Raw genomic sequence first — 14,965 nt, forward strand, 5'->3', positions numbered from 1 at the left:
TGATTGAAGCATGGACCGCCATGCCCTCGCTGCTTTTCTCCGCTCCCGCCGTGACGGGCTGCGCCCGGAGGACGTTGGTCTCCCGACGGGGCCGCGGCGGCGCACCTCCGGGCTGCGCCGCGAGGAGGTCGCCGGGCTGACAGGGATGTCTACCGACTACTACATCCGGTTGGAACAGGCCCGGGGTCCCCAACCGTCCGAACAGATGCTCGCAGCGCTGGCCCGGGCGCTGCGGTTGACCGCTTTCGAGCGGGACTATCTATTCCGCCTCGCCGGTCACAGCGCACCCCGGCGCACCCCGCGGGACACCCATGTGGCGCCCGCGCTGATGCGGGTTCTCGACCGGCTGTCGGACACCCCGGCGGTGATCCTTTCCAGTCTCGGGGAGACGCTCGTTCAGAACAGCCTGGCCATGGCGCTTTTCGGTGACCACTCGCGGCACACCGGGCTGGCTCGCAGCGGCGTGTACCGGTGGTTCACCGACCCGGCCGAACGCTCGATGTACCCCGTCGAAGACCGGGCCCGGCAGGGCAAGGCCCAGGTGGCTGGACTCCGGGCCGCGTACGGCGGGACTGGCCCGCAGTCCCGGGCAGGCAGGCTGGTACGCGAGCTGCTCCGGACGAGCGGAGAGTTTGCCGAGCTGTGGGAGCTGCATGAGGTGGCGTCCCGGTTCGAGGACCACAAGACGCTGCTCCACCCCGAACTCGGGCAGATCGAACTTGACTGCCAGGCACTGTTCACCGAGGACCAGGGCCAGGCCCTCCTGGTCCTCACAGCACCGCCACAGACAGAGGCTTTCGAGAAGCTGAAGCTGCTTGCGGTGCTCGGGCACCAGCAGTTCAACGCCCGCGGGCTAACCCAGCTGTGAACCGCGGCAAATCCCTCCGCCGCCCCACACGGCCGATTCTGTGCCTGGTCCTGCTCGGGATACTGCTGTCGGTGCTGGTACGGGATCGCGTTAGGGATCCGTGCGGGGACGCAGCAGGGACTCCACCTGATCGTTGGGGCCCGCGGCGGACCGTTTGTTTCCCTGGCCGGTGACGGCGTCGACGAGGTCCTGGGCGAGGTCGGTGACCCGGCGGTTATTGTTCTGGCTGTGGGTGCTCAGCGCATTAAAGGCCTCCGCGGCGCTGATCCCATGGGTCGATCCTTTGGTGGTGATGCGGCAGCGTCGACGGTGTCTGCTGTCGGCGCGGCGGATGTAACGGCGAAGCCGACCGGGTTCTTCTCGGGGCCATGAATGCATTCCCACTTACGTCGGCCACCTTCCCCTTGAGGACAGGCACGACGGCCGTGCCGGCCGCCGTGACCTGCAACGGCACGGACAGGGCGGCGACGCCGGACCCGGGTGCGGACCCCGCTGCGGACACGACGTGCACGGCCACGATCCGGGTCGGCCCCACCGGGGTAAAGGATTTCCGGACGAGATCGTGGGCCCAACCCCAAGGCGTGCCGAGGGACGAGACTAACCCGCTCAGCAAGGAGGCGATGCTTAGGGAGATAAGGGCCGCACTCGCGATGACCTTCATGGAGGAATGCGCCGGCCGCATCACCCACTCATCCGCGGTGGCCCGTGCAGTGATGGCCAAAACCAGGAACCCTGCGACCGCGCCTAGCCAGCCGACGGAGTAGGCGAGGTGCACGACCAGGGCGGTCATGCGCAGCCGCGGGGGGATGATCATAGGGTTCGGCTGTCCCTGACCGTCCCCCCGGCGGAAACCGGTGTGGAAACGCCGGCCGAGCCCCCGTGCATGCCGGGGCCGTGCTGGACGCAAAGCAGCTTGCCAATGACCAGTACCGCAACCGCATCGGACTGGTCGCAGCTTCGCTACCGCGCGTCGTCGCCGCGGATGTCGGCATCACCGTCGGAGGTGTCCGAGTTCAGGGAGTCCTGCCGTGAGGTGACAGTTGGCCGTGCCGCCAGCGCCGGGGAATCATGTGCGACCTCGTTCCGTGCTCCCTGCCGGCTGCCCTGGTCCTTGTCGGGGAGGTTGCTGGGGCCGTGACCTTGTTCATCCATCAGCGTATGCGCTTCGGCCTGATCGATCTCGTCATCGGTGATGTCCTGGTCCCGTTCGGTGTTCCATGCCTTGATCCCCGCCCATGCCACCGCGGTGAGGGGGACCGAGAGGACGGCGCCGATGATCCCGGCCAGGATGGTCCCGGCGGTGAGCGCGACCAGGATGACCAGTGGGTGCACGCTGAGGGTGTGGCCCATCACGACCGGCTGCAGGAAGTTTCCCTCGAGCTGGTTCACGAGGATGACCACGCCTAGGACGATCAGGGCCGTGACCGGCCCGTTGGTGACCAGGGCGATCAGAACGGCCAGGGCGCCGGCCAGGGTCGCGCCGACCAGCGGAATGAACGCGCCGATGAACACGATCCCGGCCAGGGGCAGGGCGAGGGGAACCCCGAGCAGGACAAGCGCGAGCCCGATGAAGAAGGCATCCACGGCGGCGACGATCGCGGTTCCCCGCACGTACCCGCCCAGCACGGCGACGGTCTGGTCCCCGACCCGGCGGGCCTTGACCAGACGGGTCCCCTTGAACGCCCGGAGGGTGAAAGCCCAGATTTTCTCCCCGTCCTTGAGGAAGAAGAACAGGATGACGGCCAGCAGCAGCAACCCGGTGAGGAAGTTCGTCGCGGCGCTGAGACCGGCCAGGGCTGTGGTGCCGGCCGCGCTGCTGGTCGCGAAGTCCGCGGCCGCGTCGCGGGCCGCCTGGAGCTGTCCGTCATCCACGGGCAGGGGCCCGTCCTGGATGAAGTCGATGAGCTGATCCACGCCCTCTACCGCGCTGGCGACGAGGGTGTCGGTCTGGCCCAGGACGGCGAACACGACCCCGGTGATGAACCCGCCGATGAGCACGAGCAGGGCAAGGAAGGAGAAACCGGTGGCCAGCGGGCTGGACCATCCCTTCCGCCGGAGCCAGGAGACGAACGGTCCGATCGCGCAGGCCAGGATCAGTGCCAGCAGCAGCGGGATCACCACCAGGCGCACCTGGATCAGGGCGTAGACCGCGACCGTGAACAGAGTCAGGAGAAGCAGTACCTGGGCGGCTGTGTGGGCTGCCAGCCCCAGCGGTCCTGCCCATGGGCCCGGCGCCGCCGGTCGGAGGGAGTTGGTCGGTGGTCGGTGAGAGGTGGTTTGTTCTGCTGACAAATTCACGGCCTAGCCTTTCGGTGGGTGCGGTGGCCACGGTGACACCCGCAGCGTCGCCGGGGCCGGTGGTGCAGCCTGATCTGGCGGTTCCTCATCGTGGCCAAGGCTCCGCGGTGACCAAGGGCAGGTGAGAGAGGGGCGGCCGGGCCTGAACTTGGAACTGCTTCCTCCACCGCCGCCCCCCCCCCCCCCGCTGTGGTATCAGTTGCTGGTGGCGTCCTGGACCTCGCCGACGAGCTCTTCGAGGATGTCTTCGAGGAACAGCATGCCGGTGGTGTTTCCGTCGGCGTCGAAGACCCGGGCGATGTGCGCGCCGGTGCGGCGCATCGTCGCCAGGGCGTCTTCAAGGTCGCTGTCCCGGTAGGCGGAGGCCAGCCGGCGGACTCTTTTGGACGGCACCGGCGCGTTGAACGAATCCGGCGTGGAGAGGTCCGTGACGTCTTTAAGGTGCAGGTACCCGGAGGGTTCTGCGTCGCGGGTGAGGATGTACCGGGAGTAGCCGTGCTCCCCGACGGTGCGCTGGATGTCCGCAGGGCTGGCCGTCACAGGAAGATGCACGATGTCCGTGATGGGGACCTCGACGTCGGCGACGGTCTTCGACGTGAACTCGAACGCGTTGGTCAGGGTGCCGCTGCCGTCGGCGAGGACGCCTTCCCGGGTAGACTGCTCCACGATGGTGGCGACCTCGTCGAGGGTATAGGCGCTCGTCGCCTCGTCCTTCGGCTCGACCTTGAACAGGCGCAGGATGCCGTTGGCGATCCCGTTCAACGCCCAGATGACCGGGCGAACCACCTTGGAGACGAACACCAGCGGCGGCGCCAGGAGCAGGGCCGCCCGGGTGGGTACGGAAAAGGAGATGTTCTTCGGGACCATCTCGCCGAGCACCACGTGCAGGAAGGTCACCAGCAGCAGGGCGATGATGAACGCGATCACCCCGATGGCCTCGGGCGGAATAGGGGTCAGCGCCAGCGGGTATTCGAGCAGGTGATGGATCGCCGGTTCGGAGACATTGAGGATGACCAGGGAGCAGACGGTGATGCCGAGCTGGCTGGTGGCCAGCATGAGGGTGGCGTGTTCCATCGCCCACAGGGTGGTCTTCGCGGCCTTGCTGCCCTCATCTGCCCGCGGTTCGATCTGGGAGCGGCGCGCCGAGATGACGGCGAACTCGGCGCCGACGAAGAACGCGTTGACGGCCAGGAGCACCACGAGCCAGATGATGCCGGGCAGGTACTCACTCATGGTTCAGGTCCTTCGTCAGCTCATCGATCGTGCGGTCGTGCCGGCTCTGCGCGTCCTCTTGCTTCTCGAGGTAGTCGGCAGGATCCAGGGGTGTGAAACGGATGCGCTCCACGTGGGAGCCCAGGACCCGCTCCACTCGCAGCACCCCGTCATCAAGCGGCACCTCGTCGCCGAGTTCGGGGATCCGGTCGAGCTCATCGGTCATGAACCCAGCGATCGTGTCGTAATCCTCGCCTTCGGGCACGTCAATGCCGGTGCGTTCCTTCAGCTCGTCCGGGCGCAGGGACGCGTCGAAGGTGATGGATTTCCCGGTGCGGACGACGCCGACGCGGGTGCGGTCGTGTTCGTCCTCGAGTTCACCCACGATTTCCTCGATGAGGTCCTCGAGGGTGACGATGCCGGCAGTGCCGCCGTGTTCGTCGGTGACAATCGCGACCTGCAGGCCCTCCTGACGCAGCAGGCCCAGAAGGGTGTCCACGCTCATCGACTCGGGCACGCGCAGGACTTCGACCATCAGCTTCTCGGCCGTGAAGCTGGTGCGTGTATCCAGAGGCACGGCGAAGGCCTGCTTGAGGTGGATGACGCCGAGGATGTCGTCGTTGTCCTGCCCGATGACGGGGAAGCGGGAGTACCCGGTGGCGACCGCGGTAGAGACGACCTCGGCTGCGGTGTCGGTGCTCTTCACGGAAGTCATCCGGACACGCGGGGTCATCACGTCATCCGCCGTGTGGTCCGAGAACAGCAGGGTGCGGTGCAAAAGCTCCGCGTGGTCCTGATCCAAGGATCCTTCCATGGCGGAGCGGCGGACCAGGGAGCTGAGTTCCTCGGCGCTGCGGGCCCCGGAAAGTTCTTCCTTGGGCTCGATGCCGAAGGAGCGGATGATCCTGTTCGCGGTGTTGTTGAACAGGAGAATCACCGGTTTCAGGACCATTGTGAACAGGGCCTGGAACGGCACGACGAACTTCGCGGTCTGCCGCGGCAGGGCCAGGGCGAAGTTCTTGGGCACCAGCTCACCGATCACCATGGAAAACACGGTGGCGATGAAAATGCCGACCACGGCGCCGATCCCCGGCACGATGGATTCCGGGACGCCGGCGCCCAGAAGTGGTCCGCGGAGCAGGGAGCTGATCGCGGGCTCGAAGGTGTACCCGGTGAGCAGGGTGGTCAGGGTGATGCCCAGCTGCGCACTCGACAAATGCGTCGAGGTGATCTTCAGGGCTTTGATCGTCGGTTTCAAGCCCTTTTCGCCGCGTGCGTCCCGGGCTTCGAGATCGCCCCGGTCCAGGTTCACGAGCGCGAACTCGGAGGCTACGAACATGCCGGTGCCGACGGTGAGGATCAGGCCGACGCTGATCATGATCAACTCATACAAGGTGCGGCCCCCCATCCTCGATCGGCCGGCGAAGCGGCGCAAACATGGGCGGGGGGCATGGGTCTATGCGTCGGGGGGTCGTCCATAATGCAGACCATCTTATCAAGTCCTCGTCCGGGACTCCGGGTCGGTGATGTCGACAGGCCTACGCCATCAGCTCAATCCACGGCCGGACCCCGGCTCACCGGAACCTCCGGTATTCCCTGATTTCCACCCACGGTGGCCAGGTGAATGTCCTGTCATTCACCACCGTGCGCGCATCCCTGAAGGCCTCCGACCGGCGGGAGGCGTGCTTGAACGGGGCTATCGGCTCCAGACCGATCGCATGACCACTGAAGTCAACCGTCAGGAGAACATCATGGGACCGGACGACGAAAGCGGCAACGCCGCACAAAAGCTCGGCGGTCGGGGCAAGGAAGCGGCCGCGCAGAATCGCATGCAGTTCCCGGGCGCTGTAGTAGCGGGCGCTTCATTCAAGCAGCTCAAGCGGAGCCGACCGCTGCCGGGTGGCACGGGTCGCCGGACGCTACCGTTTACCGCTACCGCTCATCCATGGTCCTTGTAGAGGAACCTGCCGGACTCCTGCGGAGGATCAGGGGGCGGATCAGCGCCAGTGCTGCGTAAAGGCCAATGGCGAGCACGGTGATCGTCGCTCCAGGGGACAGCGGGTGATAGTAGGTGATGGACAGCCCGATCACGCACACGGTGCCTCCCAGTACCATCGCCAGCCCCATGGTGGTGCGGAAGGATGCGGCGGTCAGCTGGGCGACGGCGACGGGAACGATCATCAGCGCTGACACCAGCAGAACCCCGACCACCCGCATGGAAACCGCCACGGTCAGCGCGGTGGTGACCGCGACCAGGATATTCAGTGCCTGGGCGGGCAGGCCACTCGCGCGCGCGAATTCCTCGTCATAGCAGAGGGAAAACAACGCCGGGCGCAGCCCGAGACCGACACCGAAAATCAGCGCAGTCAGGCCTGCGGTGAGCCAGACATCGAGTGAGTCCACGGTGGAAATCGATCCGAACAAGTAAGCTGTCAGGTTAGCTGCTGTGCCGCCGGCGAGACCGATGAGCAGGACGCCGCCGGCGATGCCGCCGTAGAACAACAGCGCCAGCGCCACATCGGCGCTGGTCCGGCCCCGCTCACGGACGAATTCGATCAGAAGCGCCCCGGCGACGGAGGCGATGACGGCGCCGGGCACCGCCAGAGCATCGGCCGAAGAGCTGCCGGCCGCCGCGCCGGCCAGCCAACCCATCGCAACCCCCGTCAGGGCGACATGGCCGATACCGTCGCCAAGCAATGCCAGACGTCGCTGCACGAGGTACGTTCCGATCACCGGCGCGGTCACGCCCACCAGCACCGCAATGATCAAGGCGCGCTGCATCAGTGAACTGGAGAGCATGGTCCTCAAGGTGTCGAAGAAATCCATTACTGCCCCCGCCATCCGTCAGCGATCGCAGGTGCGGTGCGCCGCGGCGGCTCCCCGCGCACCTGCCCGTGGAAGTGGTCCTGGTCCGGGCTCGGGGGTCCGGAGGTTGGCGGTGCGCCGTCGTGCACCACGCAGCCGTTTTCAAGCACCACGGCACGCTCAATGATCGGGGCCAGCACACCGAGGTCGTGAAGGACCACCACGATGCTGGTGCCCTCCCTCTGCAGTCCTCCCAGGGTGGCCGCCAGGGCCTCCTGGGACTTCCTGTCGATTCCGGACATCGGCTCATCAATCACGAGCAGGTCAGGCTGGCGGACCAGGGCGCGCGCGATGAGCACCCGCTGCTGTTGACCGCCGGAAAAGATGTGCACGCTTTCTCGGGCGCGTCCGCTCAGCCCGACCTGGTCGAGGGCTACCATCACACGCCCGTGCCCGCGGCGTCCCGGACGAAGGTTCCGGTCGGTGAGTAGTCCCGAGGCCACAACCTCTTCGGCGGTCACGGCCATCGCCGGGTTGGAGTTCACCCGTTGGGGCACGTAGCCGATGCGCGACCACGGAACGGAGCGCCGGTTTCCGATGTCCGAACCGTAGAGCTCCACCCGTCCTGCAGTGACGGGGACCAGTCCCATCAAGGCCTTCACCAGGGTGGTCTTCCCCGAACCGTTCGCGCCCAGCAGGGCGAGCGTCTCGCCCTCTGCAACCCGCAGGCTGATCCCGTCCAGGACCCGGCTTGCGCCCAGGTGCACGCGAAGACCGTCGACGAGGACCGCTGCGCGGCTGTCGGTGGACTCACCCACAGTTCAGTGCCCCGCGGAGTGCGGCCAGATTCTCACGCATGATGGAGAGGTAATCTTCACCGGGGTCCGCCAGCGACTCAAGAGGGTCAAGCAGGGCCGTTTCAATTCCGAGGTCCGCTGCCAGAACCTCGGCCACCTTGGGGTTGACGAGCGACTCGGTGAAAACCGTCGTGACGTCCTGGCCCTCAATGACCCGGCGGATCTTGGCTATACGCGCCGGCGCCGGTTCGGATTCGGGGTCGATTCCGGAGATGCCGATCTGCTCGAGATCGTACCGGTCGGCAAGGTAACCGTAGGCTTCATGGGCGACGACGATCGTCCGTCTCTCGCAGTCGGCCAGGCCGGTGGTGAACTGCACATCAAGAGAAGCCAGTTCCTGGCCCAACTCCTGGGCATTGGCCTTGTATACGTCTGCGTTCTGCGGATCGATCTCGCTGAATCTCCGTGCGGCCACACCGGCCACTGCGGCAAGACGCTGAGGGTCGAGCCAAAAATGGGGGTCGGCTCCGCCGGCATCCCGGGATCCCCCGGTCCCGTCCTTAGCGGCGGAGTTCCCGCCGCGCCCGGCGGCGGGTGAAAGGTCGGCCGCGTCGGCCACATCGATGGTCTGTTTCGGCGAGGTTTGTTCGACCGCTTCATCGACGGCGGCCTGGAACCCGGAGGCGTAAACCACCACGGACGCATCGGCCAGTTCGGCGACCTTCGCCGGGGACAGTTCGAGATTGTGTGGGTCTGCGCCCGGCGGGGTTACGGAGCTGACCTCGGCCTCCTCTCCCCCCACCTGCTCCGCGATGTAGTGCAGCGGGTAAAACGATGTGAGCACAGTGAGCGAGGCCGTGTCGCCGTTTGTACCGGCCGGCTCCGGCGGGGCACATGCGGAAAGGGCCAGGGCGGCCAGCACCGGCAGAACGAGCGCGCGGCGCGGAAGGGAGATCATGAATGTCCTCGGTGGGTGGTGTTCGAATCGGCGCCTGTGGATGCGGTACCCCAAACGCGGCGCATTGGATGTTGCCCGGGAGAGCACAGGTGGCGTGAAGCCGCGGCGGTCCCATGCTGGAACTGCCGCGGCCGGGCTGATCTAGTGGCCCTCTTCCTCACTCTTGGCGTGGTCCTCGCCGTCGGCGTGATCCTGGCCGTGGTCGTTTTCGTGTTCGTGGTCCGGTGCTTCCGCCTCCCCCGTGAGGACCGCGAGTTCAACTGGTGTTTCGGGCAGGTCGAAGCTGTCCAGGAGGGTGCCGGCGGCGATGTCGATGACGTGCAGTTTCTTGGTGGCGGGTTCGGTCACGTAGGCGAATCCGTCGGTGCCGACCTTCACGGCCGGTGCAGCTGATTGCCACTCCTCCGGTTCCTCCCAGGGCGCGGTGACCGGAACCTCGTGAAGAATCTTGCCGGTTTCCTCGTCGAGGATGTTCAGTTCGCCGTCGTAGGTCAGAACCAGCGCCTCACCGTCGGCTCCGCGGGCGAGGGAACGGAACCAGTAGGGCGAGCCTAGGTCCACGGTCGTCATTGACGCGGCGCGGGTGTCGATCAGCCCGATCCGGGTGGGCCGTTCCTGGTCGGCGTCGGGATCGGTCTTGTAGTCGGCGAGCACGATCGGTGAGCCGTGGTTGCCGAACAGGTTGCCCGAACGCTGGTACTGCTCTTCCACGGGCACTTTGTGGAATGCGCCGTCGCGGTAGATCACCGGACCGTTTTCACAGCCCAGGGTGACGACGTCCCCGTGATTGGTGGCCTGGGCGGTGGCTTCGCCGTGGACGCCCGGGCAGTCGGTGGTTTCGGCCACGACGTCGCCTTCGGGAGAGACCACCTCAACCGTGTTCCGTGACTCCGCGGTGCCCTGGGTCAGCAGCAGGTCCCCGCTGCTGAGCGGAACGGCGACGCCGTGGTGGGCAGCGTCAGTGGCATGTTCCTCAATCTCGTCCTGGGTCACCTTGCCGTCGCTGAAGGCGGTGGAATCCATCACGGTGATCCCTCCGGTCCCGTCCGCGAAGAGCGCGGTCTTGCCCTCATACGCGACGACGTGCGCGGCTTCGGGGGCCTCGATGCTGGCACCGGTCAGGGCGGGCAGCGTCTCGTAGTAGTGGTCGTGATCCCCATGCCCCTCCGCGATCAGGCCGCTGTCGAACACGCGGAACTCGTCTCCGTCGCTGATCAAGACGTGCCGCCCGTCGCCGGCATTGTTCAGCCGCAGGAATCCTTCGGTTTCGATGTCCCCCACCACCTCACCGGTCTCGGTGTCGACCGTCATCAGCCCCCCGTCGTAGGTCAGCACCGCGCGCGGGGCCGGCGCGTCGACCTCCTGACGGTCAGCGGTCCCGCCCGTATTTTCGGCGGTGGATGAGGGGGAATTTGTGTGGGCGCCTGCGTCAGGTGCTGACGATCCGGGGGTGGCGCAGGAGCTCAGGGCCAGGGTGGCGGCCATGGCGGTGGACAGGGAAAGAGTGCGGGGGGAGATCGACATATCAGCATGCTAAATGTAAACGGTTCTCATTAGCAAAGCGCGACAGCGTCGGTTGATCCGGCTTCTCTTTTGAGAATCATTCTCATATAGTGCGGGTATGCATCTCATCCTCGTCACCTCCCTCGACGGGCTCAGCCGCAACAGTGCGGCGTTCGCCCTGGCAGAAGAATCCCCCGGCACTCCGGTGGTCCTGCACGACCTGCTCGATGGCGGTGTGGTGGTCCGCCGCGTGCACGCCGGGGACCGGCTGATCGAGCGGGAGTCAATGGTTCTGGAACACGGGTGCCTGAGCTGCACGGTGCGCTTCGATCTGACGCCGACCCTTCTGCGCCTTGCCGCCGAAGGCACCCCGCGGGCGATCGTGGGACTGCCCCCGGGTACCACGGCCGAGAACGCGATCGATGGACTTCACACTGCCGCGCCGCAGGCGTTCACGGTGGACACTGCGGCCCTGGCCGTGCGGCCCGAGGATGTGGAGGACCAGCTGTGGGACCATCACACGCTGTTCGGCTCCGGCTACACCGCGGTACCGGAGGACTCCCGGACTCCGGGTGAGTTCCTCATCGGGGAGTTCCTCTTCGCCGACACTGTCCTTCCCACCACCAGTGAGCTCCTGCCCGATGACCCGGCGCTGCGCGACCGGGGCCTGCAGCTCATCGGCGAACTCGCCCCGCACGCAACCGTGGCACATCTCGCGGATGCCGCTGATGCCTCCGGCCCGGGGGGCGGCACCCTCAAAACGCTGGGCGTGCACGACGGTCCAGCCGCCCGGGCGCGCAGCCTGCCCGGAACCGTCCTGACACCGGCGGCATCCTCGGAGTCATTCCGCACCCTGGAACACCGCGTCACCCGGCCTCTGCATCCTGACCGGTTTCGCACCGCCTTGGGCGCCATCTCCGAAGGTTGCTGCTTCGTCCGCGGGAATGTCTGGCTCGCGGGCGTTGATGCCCGCATCGCGGTTCACGGAGTGGGCCCGCGCGTCTCCCTGGGCAACGGCGGACCCTGGAGCGCCGGCACACGCCACGGTGAATGGTGCCGGGGCACGCATCTGGCTCTCACCGGGGATGACCTGGACGAGGAGGACATCGTGAACCTGCTGGACGCCTGTGCTTTGACCGACGAGGAACTGCACTCAGCACCGGCGTCCCCTTTAAGCAGATCAACCCGCGGCACTATGTACGACAACACTGAAGGAGCACCATGAAAGTACGTAATTCCCTCCGCGCCCTCAAGAAAATCCCCGGAGCGCAGATCGTCCGGCGGCGTGGCAGGACGTTCGTCATCAACAAGAAGAACCCCCGGATGAAGGCCCGGCAGGGCTAGGACCGGTGACCCACCATGACAGCGGCCCCGAAGGAGCATCCCGGCCCTGACAGCGGGCATCAGCCCTCGCAGCGACGCACTGCCACGGGTTCCGGCGGTCCTGCCGGGCCTGCGGAGCCGGCGGGGGTTGTCCTGGCTCTTTGCCAGGGCCACCGGTGCGCGGCGCTCACCAAAGCATCCGGCGACGGCGGTCTCGCCGCCGCCGTCGCCAGCTCCTCAGGGGCGGTGCTCATCACCGCCGCATGCCTGCAGCAATGCGCCCGGGGAGCGGTGGCCGCTGTCGCACTCCGCACCTCACCCGCCGATAGGACGGGCCCCTCGCTGTGGTTGGGCGGCCTTGATGCTGCCGGTCACCTCGAATCCCTCGCCCACTGGGTTGAACGGTGGGAACCCACCGCGGGACCGGGGCTGCCCGAGGAGCTGCGCGGCACCGAGCTCGGCATCGGACCTCCAATCCGCCTCACACCGGCACAGGACAATGAACGCCGCACGGGCCGGCCCGCCTAGGAAAGGACAGCAGCACCGCCACTCACGGTGCTGGCGCCACCCCGGCACCAGCGGGCGGCGCCTCACAACGGCTAAGGACATGAACAGAACTGTGACGTTAGTCGTCCATTAGGGCCGCTGCCACCCAGGCTCCGGTCACAGCCGGCGAAAATCCGCGGAAGAAAGGGACGGAGTCGATGACGGTCACCGGGACGGTAAACGAGGCCCGCGCAGCCGCTTACGAGAGCCTCCTCGAAGAAGTCGAAGGTGTTGACGATGTCACGGCCTGGCACGACGACAAGGGTGGCCGGGTGGAGGTCCGGATCGACATCAGCGCCGATACTGTCGACCGCACGGAAATGCTCGCCATCCTGACCGCATCGCTGCAGGCATTCATTTACCGGGTCCGCCCCTGCGGCAGCATGGCGGTGGATATCGCGGTCTACGCACGCGACGGACAGAGCTGCGTCACGCGGCAGGACCTTCCCGACTATGGCAACTCCATCCGTTGACATTCAGTATTACTGTCTGTCCGCTGCCACCGGGATACCCCGTCCGAGGAACCGTCCGTTGGAGGGATCGGATCATGCGGCAACCATTCCGCTGCCTGCCCATCACAGATCTGAGGTTCGTACCGTCAACGCCAAGGGGCTCACGGTCCATGGACCTGAGAATGCCCGGGTTTGCTGGACTCCTGACTAGACGGAGCTAGCTGGGGCGAGTTGACACATCACGGAGGATGACCAGGTCAGAAAACCCTCACCACGGTCATGTAGCTACACCCCCGCTCCCCCATGAACCAGTAAGAGAGCCCAAACCGGGCTTCGCGACAGAAAGGCGGCACCCAGCCCCAGGAAAACTCCAAGACAGCCACCAGAACCGGCACCCGGACCGCAGAATTGGGCCGGTTGTCCACAGTCAGAGAGCAAAAGGGCCTCTGACTAGGGGAAACATGTGCCCGAAGTGGGACTCGAACCGGACTCCAGCCCTTGCGAATACTGGGCTCCTCGAGAAACATGCCGAATCCGGCCCAGTCCGACCGATGTACGACCCGATCCGAAGCCCCAGGTGTGGACACTGTCCACACCCCCGGATCCTCCCCACCCGAAGCCTTCACTAAAGACCGCTCTCCGGACAGGGTGCGCCCTGCGGCACAGCTCCTCCGTGGCTGCAACCAGGCGCCCGTTGACGGCAGAGCCCGTCGCAGGAAGTGTGCTTTCAGCAGTGTTGTGCTGGCTGCGTTGAGCATCCTCTTCAGCGAAGTGCTCGAGGTGCTGCCCAGCACACTAAGCGGCCTTTAGCCGGGGTGCCCGTCGCGTTCGCTTCTCCGAGCGACGCTCTGGGCTTGGCCGGCGTGGATGTCGCTCACCCATTCCCAGCCGGGCTTAGCGGCGGGGCCGATGCGCGGGTCGCTGGGCTCCCGGCTGTCGCGCAAGGCATGCACGTACGCGCGATCCAGTTCGATCCGTGCCCGCACCTGGCCGGCCCTGCCGATGGAGCCGTGACCCGGAATGACGGCATCCGCCTCGTCCGCCACGCGCTCCAGCATCCGCAGTCCAACCAGGTACTCCTTGACCGGGTCATTCGTGCTGGTGAAGTCATCGAGCATCGGAACGAACACGTCGGAGAGCATGTCGCCGGCCACGACAACGCCGCGCTCTACGATCACCAGCGCCGCATGCCCCGGGGAATGCGCCGGGTGCTCGATGATTCGAACCTCGGGGCCCGCCCATGGGATCTGCGCGGTCCCGGCGGGCAGGCCCGTGATCAGCCCGAAGAGGTCCAGTGGCGTGTCCTCGGCGATCTCCGGCGGCAGCCCTCCGACGACGCGGGCCTTCCAGTCCCCGTTCAAGCGCAGGTCTCGCATGAGGGCTGCGCAGCGGGCGGTGCCATACCGGGGCGCGTCGCCGAGTGCGGCATCCCAAAGCACGTGATCCCAATCGGGATGCGTCGAGAAGCCCGCCACGACGGGCTGGCCCAACTCCCGAAGGTCGTTCGCGAGGCATGCCATCTCCTCGCCGGTGATCCCGGCGTCGATGACCAGCATGCCGGCCCGGCCCTGCACGACGACGGTGTTGTTCAGGAGGAGCTCGCTCTGGTGGACCAGCACCCCCTCCGCGACCTGCGTTAACATGGGATCTCCTTTCGCGCGAGGCTTGCGACGGGCTTGACGGTGTTCATGGCGCCCTTCCGGGTCGGTAGCGCACATTGGCGTCGGGTCGGCCTCGTCGACGCGATAGAGGGCGGATGGGGCTAGATAATGATACGAAATGTGGTTAGGGACAGGGGCTGTTCAAGCCAGGTGGTCGTTTTTCGCGGTGCACCGCGTGGATGCAGTTCCGCTGTCCTGCCGTTCTAAATTCCTGCACCAGGGGGCATGCAGGGGCCGAAAATCGTCGTCGCCTCCGGGCGCTTGGGAGTGATCCCGTCGCCCGCGGAGCGGTTGTGCAGCCGCCGCAGCACCCACGGCACCAAGTACTCGCGGGCCCAGACAGCATCCTCGGTGCGGGCCATGCGCCAGGTCCTCGGCGGAAGCGGCTTGGCCTGCATCGGTTCCAGGGTGTGGTTCACGGCGAGCGTATCGAGGACCATCATTGCCACCGTGTGGTGCCCCAGGGGCGAGAAGTGAAGGCGGTCCTCGGCCCACATGCCCGGATCGGAAAGCTGCCGCAGTGCCCACATATCGGCGATAAC

Annotated in this window: 15 protein-coding genes and 1 pseudogene; 6 read left to right on the forward strand and 10 right to left on the reverse strand. The window is 66.5% G+C overall.

Going from position 1 to position 14,965, the window contains the following annotated elements:
- Positions 1-10: 10 nt before the first annotated feature.
- Entirely contained in the window at positions 11-868 is an 858-nt protein-coding gene (locus GVV86_RS18175; protein ID WP_159803639.1) for a helix-turn-helix transcriptional regulator, read from the forward strand.
- A 90-nt stretch (positions 869-958) separates the two neighbouring features.
- Here the strand turns inward: GVV86_RS18175 and GVV86_RS18180 are convergent, their stop codons facing one another.
- The 4 genes from GVV86_RS18180 to GVV86_RS18195 all read right to left on the reverse strand — a co-directional run bounded on the left by GVV86_RS18180 (position 959) and on the right by GVV86_RS18195 (position 5,771).
- The gene (locus GVV86_RS18180) at positions 959-1,246 is read right to left on the reverse strand and encodes an ANTAR domain-containing protein (RefSeq protein WP_246670051.1); all 288 of its coding nucleotides are present in this window, start codon (positions 1,244-1,246) and stop codon (positions 959-961) included.
- 582 nt (positions 1,247-1,828) lie between these two features.
- Positions 1,829-3,166 (reverse strand): AI-2E family transporter, encoded by a 1,338-nt coding sequence (locus GVV86_RS18185; protein WP_246670050.1) that lies wholly within the window; start codon positions 3,164-3,166, stop codon positions 1,829-1,831.
- Between the two features lie 195 nt (positions 3,167-3,361).
- Entirely contained in the window at positions 3,362-4,399 is a 1,038-nt protein-coding gene (locus GVV86_RS18190; RefSeq protein WP_159803641.1) for a hemolysin family protein, read from the reverse strand.
- Positions 4,392-5,771 (reverse strand): hemolysin family protein, encoded by a 1,380-nt coding sequence (locus GVV86_RS18195; protein WP_159803642.1) that lies wholly within the window; start codon positions 5,769-5,771, stop codon positions 4,392-4,394. Before GVV86_RS18195 ends, GVV86_RS18190 begins: the two co-directional genes overlap by 8 nt.
- A 325-nt stretch (positions 5,772-6,096) precedes the next feature.
- Between GVV86_RS18195 and GVV86_RS18200 the strand changes: the two genes are divergently transcribed.
- Positions 6,097-6,336, forward strand: coding sequence for a hypothetical protein (locus GVV86_RS18200; RefSeq protein WP_159803643.1), 240 nt, complete (start codon positions 6,097-6,099; stop codon positions 6,334-6,336).
- Here GVV86_RS18200 and GVV86_RS18205 read toward each other — a convergent pair.
- The 4 genes from GVV86_RS18205 to GVV86_RS18220 all read right to left on the reverse strand — a co-directional run bounded on the left by GVV86_RS18205 (position 6,311) and on the right by GVV86_RS18220 (position 10,462).
- Positions 6,311-7,204, reverse strand: coding sequence for a metal ABC transporter permease (locus GVV86_RS18205; protein ID WP_159803644.1), 894 nt, complete (start codon positions 7,202-7,204; stop codon positions 6,311-6,313). The two genes, GVV86_RS18200 and GVV86_RS18205, sit on opposite strands and share 26 nt — an antisense overlap.
- Entirely contained in the window at positions 7,204-8,001 is a 798-nt protein-coding gene (locus GVV86_RS18210) for a metal ABC transporter ATP-binding protein (protein ID WP_159803645.1), read from the reverse strand. Before GVV86_RS18210 ends, GVV86_RS18205 begins: the two co-directional genes overlap by 1 nt.
- Complete coding sequence (locus GVV86_RS18215) at positions 7,994-8,938, reverse strand: metal ABC transporter substrate-binding protein (protein WP_159803646.1); 945 nt, start codon at positions 8,936-8,938, stop codon at positions 7,994-7,996. Before GVV86_RS18215 ends, GVV86_RS18210 begins: the two co-directional genes overlap by 8 nt.
- Before the next feature lie 141 nt (positions 8,939-9,079).
- Positions 9,080-10,462, reverse strand: coding sequence for a hypothetical protein (locus GVV86_RS18220; protein ID WP_159803647.1), 1,383 nt, complete (start codon positions 10,460-10,462; stop codon positions 9,080-9,082).
- A gap of 97 nt (positions 10,463-10,559) precedes the next feature.
- Here GVV86_RS18220 and GVV86_RS18225 point away from each other — a divergent pair, with 97 nt between their 5' ends.
- The 4 genes from GVV86_RS18225 (at position 10,560) to GVV86_RS18240 (ending at position 12,783) form a co-directional block, all read left to right on the forward strand.
- On the forward strand, positions 10,560-11,666 hold the full coding sequence (locus GVV86_RS18225; RefSeq protein WP_159803648.1) for a GTP-binding protein: 1,107 nt from the start codon (positions 10,560-10,562) through the stop codon (positions 11,664-11,666).
- Positions 11,663-11,785, forward strand: a complete 123-nt coding sequence (gene ykgO / locus GVV86_RS18230; RefSeq protein ID WP_011693081.1) for a type B 50S ribosomal protein L36 — start codon at positions 11,663-11,665, stop codon at positions 11,783-11,785. The genes GVV86_RS18225 and ykgO overlap by 4 nt, the downstream gene beginning before the upstream one ends.
- A gap of 15 nt (positions 11,786-11,800) precedes the next feature.
- Positions 11,801-12,292, forward strand: coding sequence for a hypothetical protein (locus tag GVV86_RS18235; RefSeq protein ID WP_159803649.1), 492 nt, complete (start codon positions 11,801-11,803; stop codon positions 12,290-12,292).
- A 176-nt stretch (positions 12,293-12,468) separates the two neighbouring features.
- Positions 12,469-12,783 (forward strand): hypothetical protein, encoded by a 315-nt coding sequence (locus GVV86_RS18240; RefSeq protein ID WP_159803650.1) that lies wholly within the window; start codon positions 12,469-12,471, stop codon positions 12,781-12,783.
- A 785-nt stretch (positions 12,784-13,568) separates the two neighbouring features.
- On the opposite strand, the gene GVV86_RS18245 is transcribed toward GVV86_RS18240, so the two are convergent.
- Both GVV86_RS18245 and GVV86_RS18250 read right to left on the reverse strand, forming a co-directional pair.
- Entirely contained in the window at positions 13,569-14,405 is an 837-nt protein-coding gene (locus tag GVV86_RS18245) for an MBL fold metallo-hydrolase (RefSeq protein WP_159803651.1), read from the reverse strand.
- 221 nt (positions 14,406-14,626) lie between these two features.
- Positions 14,627-14,965 (reverse strand): annotated as a pseudogene (locus GVV86_RS18250) (SGNH/GDSL hydrolase family protein); the annotation flags it as partial.

Origin of the sequence: Arthrobacter zhaoguopingii, assembly GCF_009828595.1 — a bacterium.
GTDB classification, from domain to species: domain Bacteria; phylum Actinomycetota; class Actinomycetes; order Actinomycetales; family Micrococcaceae; genus Arthrobacter_D; species Arthrobacter_D zhaoguopingii.